Source organism: Catellatospora tritici (genome assembly GCF_019083965.1).
GTDB classification, from domain to species: Bacteria; Actinomycetota; Actinomycetes; order Mycobacteriales; family Micromonosporaceae; genus Catellatospora; species Catellatospora tritici.
In genome coordinates this window covers 521,786-542,597 of sequence record NZ_JAHRCY010000004.1, presented here as the reverse complement: position 1 = coordinate 542,597, position 20,812 = coordinate 521,786, and the positions used below count along the sequence as shown (strand labels likewise).

Here is a 20,812-nt window from a genome sequence, read left to right as displayed (position 1 = left end):
CAAGGGGCGGGATATCCGATGGCGCCCGTACCCAAACCTGCCACTAGGTTGGCGCCATGCCGTACATCTCCTCGGTCGTGATCCACTGTCGTGACCCTTATGTCATGGCCCCGTTCTGGAGCCTGGTCACCGGGCTGCCCATCGTCGACGAGGACGCGGCCAAGCTCGCCGACCGCAGCCTCGCGGAGCGCGAGTCGGTGCTGCTGCACGACCCGTCGGGCACCGAGCCGGACGTGTGGATCGCTCCGGCGTTGGACCTGCTGCCGGTCGGTCGCATCCACCTCGACATCGTCGCCGACGACGACGAGCGGGCCGAGATCGTCGCCGCGGGCGCGACCCTGGTCCGCGAGCAGGAGGACCTGACCGTCTTCACCGACCCGGAGGGCAACGAGTTCTGCCTGCTGCGCGAGCGGCACTGACGGCGGCACGGGCGGCGGCGCGGACACGGCCGCGTCCGCCCGTGCCCGCGCGGCGGCGACCACTACGATGATCACATGCGCGCTACGGTGATCTACGCCCCGCACGACATCCGGGTGGAGGACGTGCCCGACGCGACCCTGCGGGAGCCGACCGATGCCGTGGTGCGGGTGACGCACGCCTGCATCTGCGGCAGCGACCTGTGGGCGTACCAGGGGGTGGCCACCAGGCAGCCGGGCCAGCGCATCGGGCACGAGTTCCTGGGCGTGGTCGAGGCCGTGGGCGCCGACGTCACCACGGTCAAGGTGGGCGAGCTGGTCGTGGCGCCGTTCGTGTGGTCGGACGGCACCTGCCAGTTCTGTCGCGAGGGCCTGCACACCTCCTGCCCCGATGGTGGCTTCTGGGGTCAGCCCGGCTCCGACGGCGGCCAGGGCGAGGCCGTGCGCGTCCCGTACGCCGACGGCACCCTGGTCGGGCTGCCGTCCGGGCTCGGCGACGCCGAACTGGTCAAGATCCTCGCGCTGTCCGACGTCATGTCCACCGGCCACCACGCCGCCCTGGCGGCCGGCGCGCGTCCCGGCGCGACCGTCGCGGTCGTCGGCGACGGCGCGGTCGGGCTGTGCGGCGTGCTCGCCGCGCACCGGCTGGGCGCCGAGCGCATCATCGCGCTGGGCCGCCACGACGCGCGTACGGCGTTGGCGCGCCGGTTCGGCGCCACCGATGTGATCGCCGAGCGCGGCGACGAGGCCGTCGCGGCCGTACGCGAGCTGACCGGTGGCCACGGCGCGCACGCCGTCATCGAGGCGGTCGGCACAGAGCAGTCCATGCGCACCGCCATCGGCGTGGCCCGCGACGGGGGCGCGGTCGGGTTCGTCGGGGTGCCGCACGGCGGCTCGGCCGGGGTCGACATCGGCGACATGTTCGGCCGCAACATCGCGCTGCGCGGCGGCGTGGCCCCGGCGCGGGCGTACATTCCGGAGCTGCTGGCCGACGTGCTGGCGGGCACGCTGGACCCGAGCCCGGTGTTCGACGTCTCCGTCGGGCTGGACGGGGTGCCCGGCGGATATGCCGCAATGAACGACCGCAAGGCGCTCAAAGTGCTGGTGCGCCCCGGCGGGGGGTCGGTGTAGCTTGAGCGCCGTGGAAGAGACCGACCAGGCCATCGTTTCGGCCCTGACCGCCGACGGGCGGATGTCGTACACGGACCTGGCCGAGAAGGTCGGACTCTCCGTCTCCGCGGTGCACCAGCGGGTGCGCCGCCTGGAGCAGCGCGGTGTGATCACCGGGTACGGCGCACGGGTCGACTACCAGGCGATCGGGCTGCCGCTGACGGCGTTCGTGGCGATCCGGCCGTTCGACCCGGCGCAGCCCGACGACGCCCCGGAGCGGCTGGCGCACCTGTCGGAGATCGAGTCGTGCTTCTCGGTGGCGGGCGAGGACTTCTACATCCTGCTGGTCCGGGTCGCCTCACCGGCCGACCTGGAGCGGCTGCTGCAGGAGATCCGCACCTCGGCCAATGTCACGACGCGTACCACGGTGGTGTTGTCGACCCCATTCGAGCAGCGGGCGCCTCGGATCAACCTCAAGGAATGAGACCCGGCGGTTCGGGGTATAAATCGCATTGAAATACCACCGATCCGGACCGGTAGTACGCTCAGGGAGCATGCGCCTATAAGCGACAGCTCTCGGAGCGGATGATCACTATGGCGACGACGACGGCGACCGAGGAGTTCTTCGCCGCGCTGAACAGGCGGGGTCACGAACCGCTGCTGCGGCGGACTGAAGGCACGATCAGATTCGACATCGGCCCGGTGGGCAAGCCGCAGCAGCGCTGGCTGGTGACGCTGAACCGCGGCGACATCTCGGTGTCCCGCCGGGGCGGCAAGGCCGACTGCATCGTGCAGGCCGACGCGGCCGCGTTCGACAAGATCGTCACTGGCAAGGACAACGGCTACGCGGCGTACCTGCGCGGGCTGGTCATCGCCACCGGGCGCCTCGAGCTGCTGCAGCTGTTCCAGCGCATGTTCGCCGGGCCGCCCGAGGCCGCCCGCCGCCGCGGAGAGGAAGGCTGACCATGGCCGCGCAGGTACGCATCCTCAACGGCAACACCTACGTCGTCAGCGACGAGCGCGGCGACATCGAGGCGACCTCCGCCGACCCGTCCGGTTTGTTCTCCTGGGACACCCGGTTCCTGTCCACCTGGGTGCTCACCGTCGACGGTCAGCGCCTCAGCCCGCTGTCCACCGACGACCTGCAGTACTTCCAGACCACCTATTTCCTCGTGCCGGGGACCGGGACCGTGTACATCGACGCGAAGCTGTCGGTGATCCGGAGCCGTTCGATCGACACTGGGGTCACCGAGTCCATCATGGTGATCAACCACGGCGACGGCCCGACCGACCTCACGATCCGCATCGACGCGGGGTCAGACTTCGCCGACCTCTTCGACGTCAAGAACGACCAGAAGAAGAAGGGAAAGCTCTACCGCAAGGTCGACGGCGACAAGCTCGTCTTCGGCTACCAGCGCGAGACCTTCCACCGCACCACCACCATCAGCGCCCAGCCCCGGGCCGACCTCGACGAGCACGGCCTGACCTGGACCGTCCGGCTGCAGCCGCAGCAGAACTGGTCCACCACGATCCGGGTCACCCCGACCGTGGTCGGCGCCAACGGAAAGCCCGCCAACCTGGCCCTGGCGGAGCCGCCCGACCTGGCCGGCGACCTGGACCGGTGGCTGGCCGAGGCGCCGCGGCTGGAGTGCGACTGGGAGCCGCTGCGCAGCACCTACCGCCGCAGCCTCATCGACCTGGCCGCGCTGCGCTTCTCGCCGTTGACCTCCGGTGGGCGAGCTCTGCCCGCCGCCGGGCTGCCGTGGTTCATGACCATGTTCGGGCGGGACAGCATCTTCACCAGCCTGCAGGCCCTGCCGTTCGCACCCGACCTGGCCGCCACCACCCTGCGCGAGCTCGCCGAACGCCAGGGGACCCGGTTCGACGACTTCCGCGACGAGGACCCCGGCCGCATCCTGCACGAGATCCGCTACGGCGAGACCGCGGCGTTCCTGGAGCAGCCGCACACCCCTTATTACGGCAACGCCGACGCCACCGCCCTGTTCGTGGTGCTGCTCGACGAGTACGAGCGCTGGACAGGGGACAAGCGACTCGTGCAGGACCTGGAGATCGAGGCGCGCGCCGCGCTGCGCTGGGTGCACGAGTACGCCGACCTGCTCGGCAACGGCTACGTCTGGTACCGCCGCCGCAACGAGAAGACCGGCCTGGAGAACCAGTGCTGGAAGGACTCCTGGGACTCCATCTCCTACCGCGACGGCCGCCTGCCGGGCTTCCCGCGCGCCACCTGCGAGCTGCAGGGCTACGCCTACGACGCCCGGGTGCGCGGCGCGCGGCTGGCCCGCGAGATCTGGCGCGACCCCGACTACGCCCAGGAGCTGGAGCGGCAGGCCGCCGACCTGAAGAAGCGGTTCAACCGCGACTTCTGGGTCGCCGACGGGCAGTACTACGCCCTGGCGCTGGACGCCGAGGGCGGGCAGGTCGACGCGTTGTCGTCCAACATCGGCCACCTGCTGTGGAGCGGCATCGTCGACAAGCCCCGGGCCAGGGCGCTGGCCAAGCACCTGCTCGGGCCGCGCCTGTTCTCCGGCTGGGGCGTGCGCACGCTGGCCGAGGGGGAGCGGCGGTACAACCCGATCGGCTACCACGTGGGCACGGTGTGGCCGTACGACAACTCGTTCATCGCCTGGGGGCTGCGCCGGTACGGCTTCAAGCGGGAGGCGGCGCAGATCGCCGCGGGCATCCTCGACGCGGCCGAGTACTTCGACGGACGGCTGCCGGAGGCGTTCGGTGGCTATCCGCGCGAGGCGACCCGCTATCCGGTGCAGTATCCGACGGCGTGCAGCCCACAGGCGTGGTCGACCGGGGCGCCGCTGCTGCTGCTGCGTACCATGCTCGGCCTGCAGCCGCTGGGCGACAGCCTGGTCGTCGATGCGGCTCTGCCCGAGGGCATCGGCCGGATCGAGCTGCTGGACATCCCCGGCCGGTGGGGACGGGTGGACGCGTTCGGGCGCGGCCGGTTCAAGGTCGAGACGCCCAGCCACCTGCGCCGGGAGCTCGGCACCTTCCGCCGCTGACCGTGCTGACCGAATCGCCGGTGGCACCGCCGCCGCGGACCTACGATGCAGATACGCGGCGGCGTGAGCGCGCCGGACGCCACGGGGGGCGAGATGAAAGACATCGAGGAGATGGGCCCGGTCGACTACCTGGTCCTGGAGTTTCCCGGCAACAGGATGACCGGCGAGGGGATCCCGCTGCTGCTGGACCTGGTCGACCGCGGCATCGTCCGCATCCTCGACCTGGCCTTCATCCGCAAGGAGACCGACGGCACGATCACCGCGGTCAAGGTCGAGGATATGGACGCCGCGGGCGCCAAGGACTTCGAGGTGTTCGTCGGCGCCTCCTCGGGGCTGCTCGGTCAGGAGGAGTTCCGGGAGGCGGCCGAGGTCATCGAGCCGGGCAACTCGGCGGGCATCCTGATCTACGAGAACACGTGGGCCGCGCCGCTGGCCGTGGCCTGGCGCAAGGGAGGCGCGCAGGTCATCGCGAACGGGCGGATCCCGGTGCAGGCCCTGGTCGCCGCGGCCGAATCCGGGACCGGGATCGGCACCTGAGCCAATCGAGACGGGGAGTGATCATGGGACTTCTACGGGGAGTCGCGCGCACCGCGGTCATCGCGGGCACCGCGACGGCGGTCTCCAACCGCGTGTCGCGCCGCCAGGCGGGCCGGTGGGCCGAGCAGGAGCAGGCGGAGGCCTACCAGCAGGAACAGCAGGCGCAGCAGCAGGCCGCGTACGCGGCACCGCCGCCGCCCCCGGCCGCCGCACCGGCTGCCGGCGGGGACCCGATGACGGCCAAGCTGGACCAGCTGAAGACCCTCGGCGACCTCAAAGCGCAGGGCATCCTGACCGAGGCCGAGTTCGAGCAGCAGAAGAACGCGATCCTGGCGAGCTGATCCGTACCTGACGACGGGAGCGGCGGGCCGGTGCCAACGGCCCGCCGCTCCCGTCGTGTACGCCCGGACCCGGGCAGTGACCGATCGCAGCTGTCGGTTTGCGGTGGGTCTTCGCATATCCACTACGGGTGTTAGGTGCCAGGAATATGTTGTTCTAACCGGTACACCGTCTAAGACTGTCTAGTCAGATTTGCCGTTATTGTCAGCCCACGGGCGGTCCGGTCACCAGAAAGCGAGCGGCCATGGAGCTGGACCGGGAGGCCGGTGCGGGAAACCTGGCGCTGTGGTACAGCCGTGGCGCCGCGGACGTCGCCCAGTCGTTCGAGGTCCAGCCTGAGCGCGGCCTCACCGCCGCGCAGGCCGCCGAGCGGCTCGCCGAGCACGGGCCGAACCGCCTCGCGGGCGGCAAGAAGGAGTCGGCGTTCGCCGCCTTCATCCGCCAGTACCGCGACTTCATGCAGATCGTGCTGCTCGCGGCGGCCGTGGTCAACCAACTCGTGACCCGCGAGTGGGGCACCACCCTGGTGCTGGTCGGGCTGACCGTCTTCAACGCCGTGGTGGGCCTGCGCCAGGAGGCCAAGGCCGAGGAGAGCGTCCGCGCGCTGGCGCAGATGCTCAAGACCGTCGCCCGGGTACGCCGCGACGGCCAGGCTGTCGAAATCGACGCCGAGCAGCTGGTCCCCGGTGACATCGTGCTCATGGAGGCCGGCAACCGCGTCCCCGCCGACGGCCGCATCACCGTCGCCGCCACCCTGGAGATCGAGGAAGCCGCTTTGACCGGGGAGAGCCTGCCGGTGGCCAAGAGCGCCGACCCGGTCCCCGGCGGCGACGTGCCGCTGGGCGACCGGACCAGCGTGGCGTACATGAACACCTCGGTCACCCGCGGCCGCGGCGAGATGATCGTGACCGCGACCGGCATGGGTACCGAGATCGGCCACATCGCGCATCTGCTCGCCGGGACCGAGGCCGACAAGACGCCGCTGCAGAAGCAGCTCGACAGCCTCTCGAAGATCATCGCGACGATCGCCGGCATCGCGCTGGTGCTGGTCATCCTGATCGGCCTGGCCCGCGGCGAGTCGTTCGACACCCTGTTCATCACCGGTGTCGCGCTGGCTGTGGCGGCGATCCCGACCGGCCTGCCCGCCGTGGTCACCGCGCTGCTGTCCATCGGCACCCGCGAGATCGCCCGCCGCAACGCCATCGTCAAGCGGCTGCCCGCCGTGGAGACCCTGGGCTCGACGTCGGTGATCTGCTCCGACAAGACCGGCACGCTGACGCTGAACAAGATGACCGCCCGGGAACTGGCCATCCCCGGCAAGCACCGGTTCACCGTCACGGGCGAGGGCTACCGCACCGAGGGCGAGATCAAGCACGTCGGCGGGCTGCGGATCGACCTGGACCCGTACCTGCTGCCGATGGTGCTCTGCGCCGACGCGGTGCTGGACGGGGAGAGCCTGATCGGCGACCCGACCGAGGGTGCCCTGATCGTGCTCGGCGCCAAGGGCGGCCTGGACCTGGACGACACCCGCGCCGCGTACCCGCGCATCGCCGAGGTGCCGTTCGACTCCGACTACAAGTTCATGGCCACGTTCCACCGGATGACCGGCGACGGCGGGCAGCCGGTGATCCGCTGCTACGTCAAGGGCGCTCCGGACGTGCTCATCTCGCGCAGCGGCTCGTACCGCGACCCCGACGGCACGATCGTGCCGGTCACCGACGACAACCGGCAACTCGCCCTGGACGCCAACGACCGCATCGCCGCCGCGGGCGAGCGCGTGATGGTGGTGGCCCAGCGCGACTTCGACCCGGCGGCGTTCGACCCGGCGGCGAACCTGATCGAGCAGGTGCGCGAGCTGACCCTGCTCGCCATGGTCGGCATCGTCGACCCGCCGCGCCCGGAGGCGAAGACCGCGATCGGGCAGTGCCGCAAGGCGGGCATCCGGGTCCGGATGATCACCGGCGACCATGCCACCACCGCCGCCGCGATCGCCACGGAGCTGGGCATCGAGGGACGCGCGGTGACCGGCACCCAGTTCGCGGCGATGAGCGACGAGGAGCTGCTGGCCCAGCTGCCGCAGATCGGCGTCATCGCGCGGGTGGCGCCAGAGGACAAGCTGCGCCTGGTCCGGCTGCTCAAGGCCAGCGGCAACGTGGTGGCGATGACCGGCGACGGCGTCAACGACGCACCCGCGCTCAAGGCCGCCGACATGGGTGTGGCCATGGGCATCACCGGGACGGAGGTCTCCAAGGAGGCCGCCGTCATGATCCTCACCGACGACAACTTCGCCACCATCGTCAGTGCCGTCGAGTACGGCCGCTCCCTCTACGACAACCTGCTCAAGTACCTGCGGTTCCAGATGTCGACGCTGGTCGCCTACATTGCGATCTTCATCGGGGCGGGCATCCTGAACATCGCCGCCGGGGCGCCGCTGAACCCGCTGCAGATCCTGTGGCTGAACATGGTCATCGACATCCCGATCGCGATCGCGCTCGGCTTCGACAACCCGACCGGCGGGCTGATGGACCGCCCACCGCGGCCGGTCGGTGCCCCGGTGCTGTCGGCGGCGAACTGGGTGCGGCTGTGCATCCAGGGTGCGGTGATGACGGTCGGGTCGCTGGCGGCGTACCAGATCGGGCACGGCCACGGCGGGCCGGTCGTCGGCGCGACCATGCTGCTGACCACCCTGTCGTTGTTCCACCTGGTCGGCGGGCTGCTCTCCCGCGACCAGGTCAACACGATCTTCGACCGGGACGCGGTCCCGGGCATCGCGCAGCTGCGCCGCTACGGCTTCGCCCTGCTGGCGATCATCGCGGTCACCGCGCTGGAACCGCTCCGCAGGATCTTCGGCACCAGCTGGCTCAACCTCAACCAGTGGCTGATCTGCATCGCCATCGCGCTGACGCTGCTGGTCGTCGAGGAGCTCATCAAGCTGGTGCTGCGGCGGCGCGGCGCCCACCACACGCTGCCGGTCCCGGTCGAGCCGGCGCAGGCACCGGCCTAGCCGGTCGAGGAGGCACTCGCCATGGCGTTCAACCTGCGCAACCGCAGCTTTCTCAAGGAACTGGACTTCACCCCGGCCGAACTGCGCTATCTGCTCCAGCTGTCGGCCGAGCTGAAGGCGGCCAAGCGCGGCGGCTATGAGCAGCCCCGGCTGCGCGGCCGGGAGATCGCACTGATCTTCGAGAAGACCTCCACCCGCACCCGCACCGCGTTCGAGACCGCCGCCCACGATCAGGGCGCCCAGGTCACCTACCTGGAGCCGACCGGTTCGCAGATCGGCCACAAGGAGTCGATGAAGGACACCGCCCGGGTGCTCGGGCGCACCTTCGACGGCATCGAATACCGGGGCTCAGCCCAGGAGCACGTGGAGACCCTGGCCGCGTACGCGGGGGTGCCGGTCTACAACGGGCTCACCGACGAGTTCCACCCGACCCAGATCCTGGCCGACATGCTCACCATGACCGAGCACAGCGACAAGCCGCTGCACGACGTCGGGTTCTGCTACCTGGGCGACGCCCGCAACAACATGGGCAACTCGCTCATGGTCGGCGGCTGCAAGTTCGGCATGGACGTGCGGCTGTGCGCGCCCGAGCACCTGTGGCCGCGCGAGGACCTGGTCAAGACCTGCCACGAGATCGCCGCCGAGACCGGCGCCCGGCTGACCCTCACCGCCGACGTCGACGAGGGCGTGCGCGGCGTCGACTACCTCTACACCGACGTGTGGGTGTCGATGGGCGAGGACCCCGGGGTGTGGGGTGAGCGGATCGAGCTGCTCAAGCCGTACCAGATCAACATGGACGTGATCGGCCGGACCGGCAACCCGAACGTGCGGTTCATGCACTGCCTGCCCGCGTTCCACAACCGCGACACCAAGGTTGGCGAGCAGATCTACCAGCAGTTCGGCCTCGACGCGCTGGAGGTCACCGACGAGGTGTTCGAGTCCCGGCACTCGATCGTGTTCGACCAGGCCGAGAACCGGCTGCACACCATCAAGGCCGTGCTCGTGGCCACGCTGGGCGACTGATCATGCGGATCGTGGTGGCCCTGGGCGGCAACGCGCTGCTGCGCCGGGGTGAGCCGATGACCGCCGACGCGCAGCGGGCCAACGTCCGCGCCGCCGCACCGATGCTGGCCGCACTCGCTCGCGAGCACCAACTCGTGCTGACCCACGGCAACGGCCCGCAGGTCGGGCTGTTGGCCCTGCAGGGCGCCGCGTACGCCGGGGGCGAGCCGTTCCCGTTGGACGTGCTCGGCGCGCAGACCGAAGGCATGATCGGGTACGTCATCGAGCAGGAGCTCGGCAACCTGCTGCCCGAGCAGACGCCGCTGGCCACGATTCTCACCATGATCGAGGTAGACCCGGCCGACCCGGCGTTCGGCGACCCGACCAAGTTCGTCGGTCCCGTCTACGACCTGGACCAGGCCAAGCAGCTTGCCGCCGACAAGGGCTGGACCGTCAAACCCGACGGCGACCGGTGGCGGCGCGTCGTGCCATCCCCCGAACCGAAGCGGATCTTCGAGATCCGGCCGATCCGGTGGCTGATCGAACGCGACGTGGTGGTCATCTGCGGCGGCGGCGGTGGGGTGCCGACCATGTATGCCCCTGGCGGCCGCACCCTCACCGGCGTCGAGGCTGTCATCGACAAGGACTTCGCCGGGGAGCTGCTGGCCCGCGAGGTCGACGCCGACCTGTTCGTCATGGCCACCGACGTCGACGCCGTCTACCTCGACTGGGGCACCGACCGGCAGCGCCGCCTCGGCCAGGTCACCCCCGGTGAGCTGTCCCCACAGGCGTTCGCCGCCGGGTCGATGGGCCCGAAGGTCGCGGCGGCGGTGCGGTTCGTGGAGCACACCGGCAGGCGCGCGGCGATCGGCAGCCTGGCGCGGATCGAGGACGTCGTGCACGGCCGGGCGGGCACCCAGGTGGTCGCCGCGGGCACGGCCACGGAAGGAGCGGGGTGAGCATGGAAGGCTTCGGAGTCCACTCAGAGGTCGGCACGCTGCGCAAGGTCCTGGTGCACCGGCCGGACCTGAGCCTGCGGCGGCTGACCCCGTCCAACCATGACGACCTGCTCTTCGACGACGTGCTGTGGGTCGAGCGGGCGCAGTACGAGCATGACCAGTTCGTCGCCCGCCTGCGCGAGCGCGGTGTCGAGGTCTTCCACCTGCAGGACCTGCTCGGCGAGACCCTGGCCGCCAGCGAACCGGCCCGGCAGCGGATGATCGAGCTGTCGGCGTCGGAGTACACCGTCGGCCTGTCGCTGGTCGACGCGGTCCGCGCCGCCCTGGACGCGCTGCCACCACAGGAGCTGGCCCGGCACCTCATCGGCGGCCTCACCGTCGGTGAGGCTCAGCTCGACCTGAGCCTGTTCCGCGGCACCTCGCTCGGGGCGGCCGCCGCCGAGGACGACAGCGCGTTCATCCTGCCGCCGCTGCCGAACACCCTGTTCACCCGCGACTCGTCGTGCTGGATCTACGGCGGGGTGTCGGTCAACCCGATGTACTGGCCCGCCCGGCGCCCGGAGGCGTACAACGTCGCCGCGGTCTACCGGGCGCACCCGATGTTCGCCGACGCCAAGTTCGACTACTGGTATCCGGAGCTGGGCGACGACGGCCGGTTCAACGTGGTCGACTTCGGCCGCGCCACCCTCGAAGGCGGCGACGTGCAGCCGATCGGCAACGGTACGGTCCTCATCGGTATGAGCGAACGCACCCAGGCCCGCATGATCGAGGAGCTGGCGCGGGCGCTGTTCGCCCGGCGCGCCGCCGACCGGATCATCGCGGTGGTCATGAGCAAGGACCGGGCGCACATGCACCTGGACACCGTCATGACGATGCTCGACCGCGACGCCGTCACCGTCTACCCGAAGGTCGTCGAGACCGTACGGGCGATCAGCCTGCGGCCCGGCCGCCGCCCCGGCAGCTTCCATGTCACCGAGGAGCCGGACCTGCTCACGGCGATGGCCGACGCGCTCGGCGTCGGGCGGCTGCGTGTGGTCGAGACCGGCGGTGACGTCTACCAGCAGGAACGCGAGCAATGGGACGACGGCAACAACGTGGTGGCGCTGTCACCGGGCGTGGTCGTGGCCTACGAACGCAACACCCACACCATCGCCAAGATGCGCGCGTTCGGCATCGAGGTGATCACCATCGAGGGCTTCGAGCTGGGCAAGGGCCGCGGCGGGGGGCACTGCATGACCTGCCCGCTGCTGCGCGACCCCCTGTGAGGAGCGCCGCGATGCCCGACTTCCGGCGCGTGTTGCTGATCATCGTCGCGATCCTGGCGATCTTCATGCTGATGGCGTACGCCCGCGGCATCGCCCACCACCACGGCTGGCAGATCAACGGCCGGCTGAGCCAGCCCACCGCGACGGACTCCCACCATGGTTGACGGTCCCGAGGCGGCGCTGCCGCACCGGCCGATCCGGCCGCCGACCCTGCTCGACGCGCTCGCCCCGGTCGTGGTCCTGATCGCGCTGCTGGCCACCACGATCGTGCTGTTCGGCGTCGGCGCGACCGACGGACCGCTCCAGGTGGCGCTGCTGTTGGCCGCCGCGTTCGCGAGCCTGGTCGCCTTCAAGAACGGCCACACCGTCGCCGCGGTCGCCGACGCCGCCGTCGGCGGGGTCACCTCCGCCATCGGGGCGGTGTTCATCCTGCTCGCGGTCGGGGCGCTGATCGGCACCTGGAACATGGCCGGGACCATCCCGACCGTCGTCGACTACGGCATCAAGCTGGTCAACCCGGCCTGGTTCTTCTTCACCACCGCGCTGGTCTGCGCCGTGGTCGGTATGGTCACCGGCAGTTCCTGGACCACGACGGGCACGCTCGGGGTCGCGTTCGTCATCATCGGGCTGCGGACCCGGCCCGAGACCGCCGCCGGCACCGCCGCCGCCGAGGACGCGCTGGAACGCTCGTACCGAGTCTCCGTGATCTGCCTGCTGCCCCTGGCTTTGCTGGTCTACTTCGCGGTACGCCGCTACCCGCCGTTCCTGGCCATCCTCGGCTCGGCCCTGTTCGCGGGCGTGCTCGCCCCGTTCACTCAGCCCGCGGCGGTGCGGGCGTTCGTCGACGACCCGTCGCTGGGCACAGTCGCGACCGGCGTCAAGGCCGTCTTCGGCGCCATGGCCACCGGCTTCGTCAGCAACACCGGCGCCCCCAAGGTCGACCAGCTGTTCTCGCGCGGCGGCATGGCCAGCATGCTCACCACCGTCTGGCTCATCCTCGGTGCCCTGTCCTTCGCCGCGATCATGGAGCACGCGGGGTTCCTGCAACGGCTGACGGCACCGGTCGTGGCGCGGGCGCGCCATCGCGGCTCGCTGATCCTGGCGGCCAACGCCAGCGGCGTCGGCCTCAACGTCATCGCCGGCGACCAGTACGTCGCCGACGTGCTGCCCAGCCGCATGTTCCGCGACGAGTTCGCCCGGCGGGGGCTGGCCCCGCAGGTGCTGTCGCGGGCCGTGGAGGACTCCGGCACGGTCACCTCGGTGCTGGTGCCGTGGAACACCTGCGGGGCGTACATCTCCGGTGTGCTCGGCGTGCCGACGGCGGCGTACCTGCCGTTCTGCTTCTTCAACATCCTCAGCCCGCTGCTGGACATCGCGTACGGGTTCCTCGGCTTCAAGGTGCCGACCGCCGACCCGGAACCGGTTCCGGCACCGTCCGGCGGCGCGCTCGGCACGGCTCCGGCGGGAGGCGGCGATGACGACACAGAGCACTGACCCGGCCGTACCGGCGGGCAGGCGACGTAAATTCACCCTGCCCTCGGCGTACACGATCCTGTTCGCGCTGATCGTGCTGATGGCGGTCGCGACCTGGCTGGTGCCCGCGGGCACCTACGACCTGGACCCCGACGGCAATCCCATCCCCGGCACCTATCACCCGGTCCCGGCCAGCCCGCAGCGGATCATCGTCGACTCGCTGACCGCGCCCATCAACGGCCTCTACGGCATCGAGGACGCCGCCGGGAAGATCAGCTACTACCACTCCGGCGTGCTGTTCGGCGCGATCGACGTGGCGCTGTTCATCATCGTCATCGGCGGCTTCCTCGGCGTAACGATGCGGACCGGCGCCATCCAGGCGGGCATCGGCCGGCTGGTGCAGCGGCTGCACGGCCGCGAACGGTGGATGATCCCGATCCTGATGGCGGTGTTCGCCCTCGGCGGCACCACCTTCGGCATGGCCGAGGAGAGCCTGGCGTTCTACACCCTGGTCATCGCGGTGCTGGTCGCCGCGGGCTACGACACCCTCACCGGCGCGGCAGTGCTGCTGCTCGGCTGCGGGATCGGGGTGCTCGGCTCCACCATCAACCCGTTCGCCACCGGCATCGCGTCGGGCTTCGCGGGCATCCCGATCAGCCAGGGCTTCCTACTACGGCTGATCATCCTGCTGGTGTGCCTGGCCGTCGGCACCGTGTTCGTGCTGCGCTATGCCGACAAGGTCAAACGCGACCCCGCCGCCTCGGCCGTGTACGACATGAAGGCCGACAACGACGCCCACTTCCACCTGTCCGACGAGGCGTCCACCGCCGCGCTGACCGGCCGCCACAAGCTGATCCTCGGCGTGTTCGCGCTGGCCTTCATCGTGATGATGTACGGCGTCATCCCCTGGTCGGATCTGGGCATTCCGTTGCCGACCCTGTGGTGGTGGTTCCCGGAGATGACCGCGTCGTTCCTGCTGTTCGCGATCCTGATCGGGCTGCTGGGCCGGATGCGGGAGGGGGAACTGACCGAGGCCTTCGTCGACGGCGGCCGCGACCTGCTCGGCGTGGCCCTGATCATCGGCATCGCCCGCGGCATCACCGTGATCATGAACAACGGCCAGATCACCGACACCGTGCTGCACTGGGCGGAACTGGCGCTGGGCGACGTCGGCGAGGCTGCCTTCTCGATCGTCATGTACCTGCTGTTCCTGCCGCTGTCGTTCCTCATCCCCTCGTCGTCGGGGTTGGCCACGGTCGCGATGCCGATCATGGCGCCGCTGGCGTCGTTCCTGGGTGTCCCACAGGACCTGGTCGTCACCGCGTACCAGAGCGCCTCCGGGCTGATGAACCTGTTCATCCCCACCTCGGCGGTGGTCATGGGAGGGCTCGCGATCGCGCGGGTGCCGTACGGCCGCTACCTGCGCTGGGTGTGGCCGTTACTGGCGGTCCTGGCCGGGATCACGGTCGTGCTGCTGGCCCTGGCGGCCCTGCTGACCTGACCGGGCCGAGTTCCCAGCGCTGCGCGATCGGCGCCGCCGACAGCCCGTGCGCCAGGACGCTCAGCAGCACCGTCGCCGTGATCAGCACGGCCGTGAGCGTCGCGGCGGGCCCACGCAGCTGCTCCACCGCCAGCAGCGTGAAGATCACGCTGGGCAGGCCGCACGGGCCGAGCCAGCCCAATAGCAGCACCTCTCGCCGTGGCCGGTGCGACCCGACCAGGCTGGCCGCCACCGGCAGCATCCGCACGACGGTCAGGCTCAACAGCGCGTACCCCACCACCCGCCAGTCCAGCGCCGACAGCGACCGCCACACCAACGACCCGAACACGAACCACACCCCGGCCGACAGCAGCGTCACCACGTCGTGGACGGTCTGCAGACGCACTGCGGGCAGGTCCCGATCCACGGCCCGCACCGCCAGGCCCGCCACGAACCCGGCCACGATGCCGTTGCCGTGCAGCGCGTGCACCGCCTCGAACGCGAGCACCCCCACCGCCAGGTACGCCAGCCGCTCGGCGGTCACCGTCGACCACGCCCGCTTGCGCGCCCACCGCAGCAGGTGCCCGGCGCCTACCCCCACGGCCACACCCACCACCAGCGCGATCGCCAGTTCCCGCAGCGTGTGCGACAGCAGCGGTGCCGTGCCCTCGTCGTGCCCGGCGGCCAGCGCCCCGGACAGGAAGAACAGGACCAGCGGCGCCGCCAGGCCGTCGTTGCACCCGCTCTCGACCTTGACCGCCAGCCGCACGTCGTGCGGGATCCGCTCGTCGTGCACCGCCGCCTCGGCCAGGCTGGCGTCGGTGGCCGCCACCGCCGCGGCCACCAGGGCGATCACCCAACCGCTCGCGGCCGGGAACAGCAGCGCCCCGACGGCGTACCCGAGCAGGACGGTCAACGGGAACGCCACCAGCAGCAGTCGCAGCGGCAGGTGCCCGGCCCGGCGCAGCCGCCCCAGCGTGATCCCGGTGCCGTCGGCGAACAGGATCAGCGCCAGCGTCGCCTGCAGCGGGTGCTGCAACGCGGTCGAGCTGGTGTCCAGCGACACCAGCGGCGCGGAGCCGCCCGCCAGCAGGTGCCCGGCCAGCATCAGTGCGATCGGGACGGTGATGCTGAACTGGGCCGCCCGCCCGGACACCGCGGCCCAGGCGATCAGGACCACGCTCAGCCCGATCAGCTCATACACGGCTCAGCCCGGACCAGGGCCGCGGCTCATCACACCGTCGATTGTGTCACCGGACAAGCAGCGCACATCGGAAACCAGCGCCACCTCACCTGGCCGCCGCGTCCAGCGCCGCCTGCAGCGACGTCAGATACGCCTGGCTGGTGACGGTCGCCCCCGTCACCGTGTCCACCTCGGCGCTCTGCGCCGCCAGCACCGCGTCGTGCAGCAGCGGCAACGCGTAGTCGTTGAGTTCGAGGGAGTGGCCGTGGATGTCGTGCACCTTCAGCGGCACCACGTCGACCAGGCGCGGGCCGTCGAGCACCACTCTGACCTGTACCGTGCCGAACTCCGTGGTGATGACCGGGCCATCGACGTCATGCGCGCCCGGCGGCCACGACGGCAGCGGGGACGCCGACGGCGATCCGGACGGGCCGGGGGAGGGCGGCGCCGTGGCGGCCGGAACCGGCAGCGCCTCGCCGCGGCTGGTGCGGTAGCTGACCAGCGCGACCAGCCCGGCGACCGTTCCGATCAGGAAGAACGCGATCTTACGCATGGGTCACCACCCGAACCGCTCGCTGTGCACGCGGCGGGCGGGCACCCCCGCCGTACGCAGCGCCGCCCGGGCCGCGTCCATCCACGGTGGCGGCCCGCACAGGAACACGTCCCGCTCGGCCAGCCCCGGCACCAGGTCGGCCAGCACCTCGTGGTCGGCCCGCCGCGCCGCCAGTTCGGCGGTCAGCCAGGACACCCGACCCGGCGGGGGAGAGCCGGGCAGGTACACGATCGCCGCGCCGCGCCGGGCCGCGATCTCGTCCAGCTCCGCGCGCAGCACCAGCTCCTGTTCCGTGCGGGCCCGGTAGATCAGCGTCAGCTCACCGTCGACTGTCATGCCCTCCAACAGCGCCCGCATCGGCGTGATGCCGATTCCGGCGGCCATCAGCAGCACGCCGCCGCCGTGGCGCCGGTCCTCGGTCAGCCTCCCGAACGGCCCTTCCACCAGCACCGCCGTGCCCGGCTTCGCGGCGGCCAGCCGTGCCCCGTCGTCGCCGCCGGACCGGAACGTGAACCGCAGCCGGTCCGCCCGGGGCGCCTCCGACAGTGAGAACGGGTGCGCCCGGGTCCAGCCCCGGCCGGTGCGCAGCCGCCACAGCAGGAACTGCCCCGGCCTGGCCGCGAGCCGGTCCAGGCGCCGCCCGGACAGGTACACCGAGTACACGTCGGAGGCCTCGTGCACGACCCGGTCGACCCGCAGCCGGTGCCGGTGGCTGCGCCACCAGGGCAGCGCCAGCCGGAACAACAGCACCGAACCGGCCGCCGCCAGGTACAGCGTCCACCAGTACGCGCGGGCGGCCGGGCTGGTCACGAACTCGGTGCCGTTCCACAGCTGGTGCGGCAGGGCCAGGCCGATGCCGAGGTAGGCGTACAGGTGCAGCAGGTGCCAGTTCTCGTACCGCAGCCGCCGCCGCGCCGCCCGCACCGACAGCACCACCACCGCCAGCAGCAGTCCCGCTCCGGTCGCCGCCAACAGCATCCCCGGATAGGTCAGCACCAGCTCCACGAACCGGTCCACCGGACCGACGGTGGCCGTCACCGCGTATCCGACGCTGATCAGCACCAGGTGCGCCAGGAGCAGCCACACCGAGGCGAACCCGGTCAGCCGGTGCCAGCGCGCCAGCCGGTCCTGCCCCCAGGCGCGTTCCAGCCACGGCACCCGCGCCATCGTGAACACCTGGAGCAGCAGGAGATCCGCGGCCAGCAACCCGGTCAACCGACCGGTCGAGACGTACGGCTGCCCGGCCAGTTCGCCGAGGCCGCCCCGGGCGAGCCACAGCGCGGCGGCGGCGCCGACGGTGGCCGCGCCCATGAGGGCGGTCAGGCCGCGCGCGAGCGCGGCGGGGGAGTGGGGTCGAGTCACGCCCCACACGAGTCCTGGCTGTCGGGTGAGGTTCCGGGGAACTTTCCAGATTCCTAGGACGCTGTAGCTGTGGTGACCGCGCCGCCATAACCGTCCGATTCGCGCTCGGCGACCGTATCGTGACGATATGGCGCAACCGGCGGTGGCACCGTCCCCAGAAGACCTGGTCCGGCGCCCCGACTACCTGCGACTGATCGCGCTGGCGGGAGTGCTCGGCGTGCCGGTGTCGCTGGCCGCGTTCGGGTTTCTGGCCGCCATACACCAGTTGGAGCACTGGGCCTGGGAGACGCTGCCGCACGCGTTGACCGGCGGGAACCCCTGGTGGTGGCCGGTTCCGTTGCTGCTGGTCGCGGGTCTGGCCGTCGGTGCGGTGGTGCGGTTCCTGCCGGGCCACGGCGGCCACGTGCCCGCCGACGGCATGGGCGCCGGGGTCTGCCCACCCGTCGAACTGCCCGGGGTGCTGCTCGCGGCGTTCGCGAGCCTGCCGCTGGGCGCGGTGCTCGGACCCGAGGCGCCGCTGATGGCGCTGGGCAGCGGCCTGGCCGCCTGGGTGGCGGGCGGCCTCGGCATGGGGCAGCGGCGGGCGACCGTGATCGGAGTCTCCGGAGCCGCCGCCGCTATCGCGACGGTGTTCGGCAGCCCCGTCGTCGCGGCCATCCTGTTGATGGAGATGGTGCAGCTCAGTGGACTGGCGCTGTCATTGGTGATCCTGCCGTGCCTGATGGCGGCGGGCATCGGCGCGGTCGTCTTCACCGGTCTGGGCGCCTGGACCGGGCTGCCGATCGCTCACCTGAGCCTGCCGCTGCCGCCGGGCGCGATCCGCCCCGATCCGGCGGATCTGCTGTGGAGCGTCCCGATCGCCCTGGTCGCGGCGTTGGGTGTCCGCTGGGTACACGGCCTGGCCCGTGCCGTCGCCCCGGCGGTCGCCGCCCGGCCCCTGACCCGCACCCCGCTCGCCGCGCTGGCGGTCGCCGCCTGCGCCTGCGCTTACGCGCTGCTCACTGGACGCGACCCGGCCGAGGTCGCCTCCTCGGGCCAGCAGACCCTGGCCGCCGTCGCCGCCGCGCCGCAGAGCTGGACCACGGCCGCGCTGGTGCTCCTGCTGCTGACCAAGGGCCTCGGCTACGCCCTGTCGCTGGCGTCGCTGCGCGGCGGTCCGGTGTTCCCGGCGATCTGTCTCGGTGGGGTGCTCGGGGTGCTGGCGGCTCCGCTGCCGGGACTGGGCCTGGTCGGCGGTCTGGCGGCGGGGATGGCCGCGGCGACCGTCGCCGCGCTGCCCGCCCCGGTCAGCGCGACCGTGCTGGTCCTGCTGCTGCTCGGCGGCTACGCCGTAGGCATGGCACCGGTGGTGCTGGTCGCGGTCGTGGTCGCGTTCGTCGCCGAGCACATCTTCACCAACGGCCTGAACCGTGATCCGCTGCCGGACAGCAGGTGAGGCGTCCGGGTCAGGAGTTCCAGCGGAGCAGGACCGGCGTCTCCCGCTCGTAGCCGAGCACGCTGACCGTGCCGGTCTCCAGCCGGAACAGCGCGCCGTCGGCCGGTGGCAGGCCGAGCCAGCGGGCGGTGAGCACACGCAACTGGTGCCCGTGCCCGACCAGCGCGACGTCCCCGGTGGCCAGCATGGTCCGGGCCCGGTCCAGGACACGGTCGGCACGGGCGCCCACCTGCGTGGCGGTCTCGCCGCCGAGGCAGCCGTGCTGCCACAGCGTCCACTCGGGCCGCTCCTGCCGGATCTCCACCGTGGTCCGGCCCTCGTAGGCGCCGTAGTTCCACTCCAGCAGGTCGTCGTCGGTGGCGGTGATGTCCAACCCGGCCAGCCCCGCGGTGCGTACGGCGCGCTGCAGGGGAGAGCAGAGCACAGCCGCGAACGCCCGCCCGGCCAGCTGCGACGCCAGTTTCCCGGCCTGCCGCTCGCCCTCGGCGGTCAACGGCAGGTCGGTGAAGGAAGTATGGCGCCCGTTGGCGCTCCACTCGGTCTGCCCGTGCCTGATCAGCACGATCTCACGCATGAGCACACGTTAGCGGCGTTCGGCACCGAGCGGGCGTTATCGGCCGTCGAGTTCAATTCCTAGCGTCCTAGGATTGCCTAGCGGATGGGCTCCGCCTCACAAGACTCAATGAGGACGCCCTTCGGGCGACGACATACCGGAAGGGCCGGGTCAGGTCGGCCGGTGCGCTCACAGAATGGAGCTGTGACCGACGAGCCGCTCATCCCGCACTACGCCGGGGTGGACCGCAGCCCGGCGGAGGTGAGGGCACGGTTGGCGGCGTATCTGGAGTCGGCGGCGGCGCATCCGACGATCGCGCGTATCCGCGAGGTGGCCGCCGACGCGATGCGGCTCGCGCCCGGTCAGCGCGTACTCGATGGCGGGTGCGGGCTGGGGGAGGCGGCTTACCCGCTGGCGTTGCGGGTCGGGCCGGAAGGCTCGGTCGACGGGGTCGACAAGTCGCAGAGCATGCTCGCCTTGGCCGACCGGCGGTACGCGGTGTGGCTGCGGGCCCATCCGGGGGCGGCGGCAGTGCGGTTCACGGCCGGTGACCTGACAGGGCTGGATTTCGCCTCGGGCAGCTTCGACGCGGTGCGGTGCGAGCGGACGTTGCAGCATCTGGACGACGCGGAGTCGGTGATCGCGGAGCTGGTGCGGGTGACCCGGCCGGGTGGCCGGGTGTGCCTGGTGGACACCGACTGGGAGTCGCTGGCGTTCGAGGGGATCGCCTACGAGGTGTTGACGCCGATGTTGTGGCGGATGCGGCAGCGGACGGTGATGAGCAACCCGGCGATGGGGCGTACGCTGCGCAACCGGCTGCGGCAGGCGGGGGTGGTGGGGGTCGAGTGCCATCCGGTGACGGTGCACTTCACCGACCCGGAGGAGGCCCAGCATGTGGTGCCGTACTTCAAGCGGGACCTGCTGCTGCAGATCGTGGGGCCGGGCGGGGGCAACGACGAGATGGTGCAACGGTGGCTGGCGGCGGTGGCCGACGCGGCCGAGCGGGACGAGTTCCTGGTGGCGTTGACGATCTGGGTGGTGGCGGGGACGGCCCCGACACACGTGACGGGCGCCCGCTGAAACCTCGCGGGCGCCCGTCACGTGTG

Annotated in this window: 20 protein-coding genes; 16 read left to right on the top strand and 4 right to left on the bottom strand. The window is 71.3% G+C overall.

Annotation, left to right across the window (positions count from 1 at the left end):
• Positions 1 to 56 precede the first annotated feature (56 nt).
• From KUA19_RS12215 to KUA19_RS12150, 14 genes are all read left to right on the top strand, one after another.
• A complete protein-coding gene (locus KUA19_RS12215; RefSeq protein ID WP_217396303.1) occupies positions 57 to 419 on the top strand; it encodes a VOC family protein in 363 nt (120 codons plus the stop codon).
• 75 nt (positions 420 to 494) lie between these two features.
• A complete protein-coding gene (locus KUA19_RS12210; protein WP_217396302.1) occupies positions 495 to 1,547 on the top strand; it encodes a zinc-dependent alcohol dehydrogenase family protein in 1,053 nt (350 codons plus the stop codon).
• Between the two features lie 10 nt (positions 1,548 to 1,557).
• Positions 1,558 to 2,010 (top strand): Lrp/AsnC family transcriptional regulator, encoded by a 453-nt coding sequence (locus tag KUA19_RS12205; protein WP_217396301.1) that lies wholly within the window; start codon positions 1,558 to 1,560, stop codon positions 2,008 to 2,010.
• A gap of 110 nt (positions 2,011 to 2,120) precedes the next feature.
• The gene (locus KUA19_RS12200) at positions 2,121 to 2,489 is read left to right on the top strand and encodes an SCP2 sterol-binding domain-containing protein (RefSeq protein WP_217396300.1); all 369 of its coding nucleotides are present in this window, start codon (positions 2,121 to 2,123) and stop codon (positions 2,487 to 2,489) included.
• A 2-nt stretch (positions 2,490 to 2,491) separates the two neighbouring features.
• Complete coding sequence (locus KUA19_RS12195; protein WP_217396299.1) at positions 2,492 to 4,561, top strand: amylo-alpha-1,6-glucosidase; 2,070 nt, start codon at positions 2,492 to 2,494, stop codon at positions 4,559 to 4,561.
• A gap of 93 nt (positions 4,562 to 4,654) precedes the next feature.
• Positions 4,655 to 5,098 carry a DUF6325 family protein gene (locus KUA19_RS12190; RefSeq protein WP_217396298.1) on the top strand — a complete coding sequence of 148 codons (444 nt, stop codon included), beginning with the start codon at positions 4,655 to 4,657 and terminating at the stop codon, positions 5,096 to 5,098.
• Between the two features lie 23 nt (positions 5,099 to 5,121).
• Positions 5,122 to 5,439: an SHOCT domain-containing protein gene (locus KUA19_RS12185; protein WP_217396297.1), complete on the top strand. Its 318-nt coding sequence runs from the start codon at positions 5,122 to 5,124 to the stop codon at positions 5,437 to 5,439.
• Between the two features lie 242 nt (positions 5,440 to 5,681).
• The gene (locus KUA19_RS12180; protein WP_217396296.1) at positions 5,682 to 8,441 is read left to right on the top strand and encodes a cation-translocating P-type ATPase; all 2,760 of its coding nucleotides are present in this window, start codon (positions 5,682 to 5,684) and stop codon (positions 8,439 to 8,441) included.
• Positions 8,442 to 8,462: 21 nt separating this feature from the next.
• Positions 8,463 to 9,464: an ornithine carbamoyltransferase gene (argF, locus tag KUA19_RS12175; RefSeq protein WP_217396295.1), complete on the top strand. Its 1,002-nt coding sequence runs from the start codon at positions 8,463 to 8,465 to the stop codon at positions 9,462 to 9,464.
• Between the two features lie 2 nt (positions 9,465 to 9,466).
• A complete protein-coding gene (arcC, locus tag KUA19_RS12170; RefSeq protein ID WP_217396294.1) occupies positions 9,467 to 10,402 on the top strand; it encodes a carbamate kinase in 936 nt (311 codons plus the stop codon).
• Between the two features lie 2 nt (positions 10,403 to 10,404).
• Entirely contained in the window at positions 10,405 to 11,667 is a 1,263-nt protein-coding gene (locus KUA19_RS12165; protein ID WP_217396293.1) for an arginine deiminase, read from the top strand.
• Positions 11,668 to 11,678: 11 nt separating this feature from the next.
• Complete coding sequence (locus KUA19_RS12160) at positions 11,679 to 11,831, top strand: hypothetical protein (RefSeq protein ID WP_217396292.1); 153 nt, start codon at positions 11,679 to 11,681, stop codon at positions 11,829 to 11,831.
• Complete coding sequence (locus KUA19_RS12155; RefSeq protein ID WP_254549202.1) at positions 11,824 to 13,161, top strand: Na+/H+ antiporter NhaC family protein; 1,338 nt, start codon at positions 11,824 to 11,826, stop codon at positions 13,159 to 13,161. The genes KUA19_RS12160 and KUA19_RS12155 overlap by 8 nt, the downstream gene beginning before the upstream one ends.
• A complete protein-coding gene (locus KUA19_RS12150; protein WP_217396291.1) occupies positions 13,142 to 14,641 on the top strand; it encodes a YfcC family protein in 1,500 nt (499 codons plus the stop codon). Before KUA19_RS12155 ends, KUA19_RS12150 begins: the two co-directional genes overlap by 20 nt.
• Here the strand turns inward: KUA19_RS12150 and KUA19_RS12145 are convergent.
• From KUA19_RS12145 to KUA19_RS12135, 3 genes are all read right to left on the bottom strand, one after another.
• Positions 14,601 to 15,824, bottom strand: coding sequence for a cation:proton antiporter domain-containing protein (locus tag KUA19_RS12145; protein WP_217396290.1), 1,224 nt, complete (start codon positions 15,822 to 15,824; stop codon positions 14,601 to 14,603). The genes KUA19_RS12150 and KUA19_RS12145 overlap by 41 nt on opposite strands.
• A gap of 85 nt (positions 15,825 to 15,909) precedes the next feature.
• On the bottom strand, positions 15,910 to 16,356 hold the full coding sequence (locus KUA19_RS12140) for an FMN-binding protein (RefSeq protein ID WP_217396289.1): 447 nt from the start codon (positions 16,354 to 16,356) through the stop codon (positions 15,910 to 15,912).
• Positions 16,357 to 16,359: 3 nt separating this feature from the next.
• Entirely contained in the window at positions 16,360 to 17,718 is a 1,359-nt protein-coding gene (locus KUA19_RS12135; protein WP_308167431.1) for a ferredoxin reductase family protein, read from the bottom strand.
• A 127-nt stretch (positions 17,719 to 17,845) separates the two neighbouring features.
• Here KUA19_RS12135 and KUA19_RS12130 point away from each other — a divergent pair, with 127 nt between their 5' ends.
• Positions 17,846 to 19,153: a chloride channel protein gene (locus KUA19_RS12130; protein WP_217396288.1), complete on the top strand. Its 1,308-nt coding sequence runs from the start codon at positions 17,846 to 17,848 to the stop codon at positions 19,151 to 19,153.
• A 10-nt stretch (positions 19,154 to 19,163) separates the two neighbouring features.
• On the opposite strand, the gene KUA19_RS12125 is transcribed toward KUA19_RS12130, so the two are convergent.
• A complete protein-coding gene (locus KUA19_RS12125; RefSeq protein WP_217396287.1) occupies positions 19,164 to 19,727 on the bottom strand; it encodes a histidine phosphatase family protein in 564 nt (187 codons plus the stop codon).
• A gap of 183 nt (positions 19,728 to 19,910) precedes the next feature.
• Here KUA19_RS12125 and KUA19_RS12120 point away from each other — a divergent pair, with 183 nt between their 5' ends.
• Positions 19,911 to 20,786, top strand: coding sequence for a methyltransferase domain-containing protein (locus KUA19_RS12120; protein ID WP_217396286.1), 876 nt, complete (start codon positions 19,911 to 19,913; stop codon positions 20,784 to 20,786).
• Positions 20,787 to 20,812: the final 26 nt, after the last annotated feature.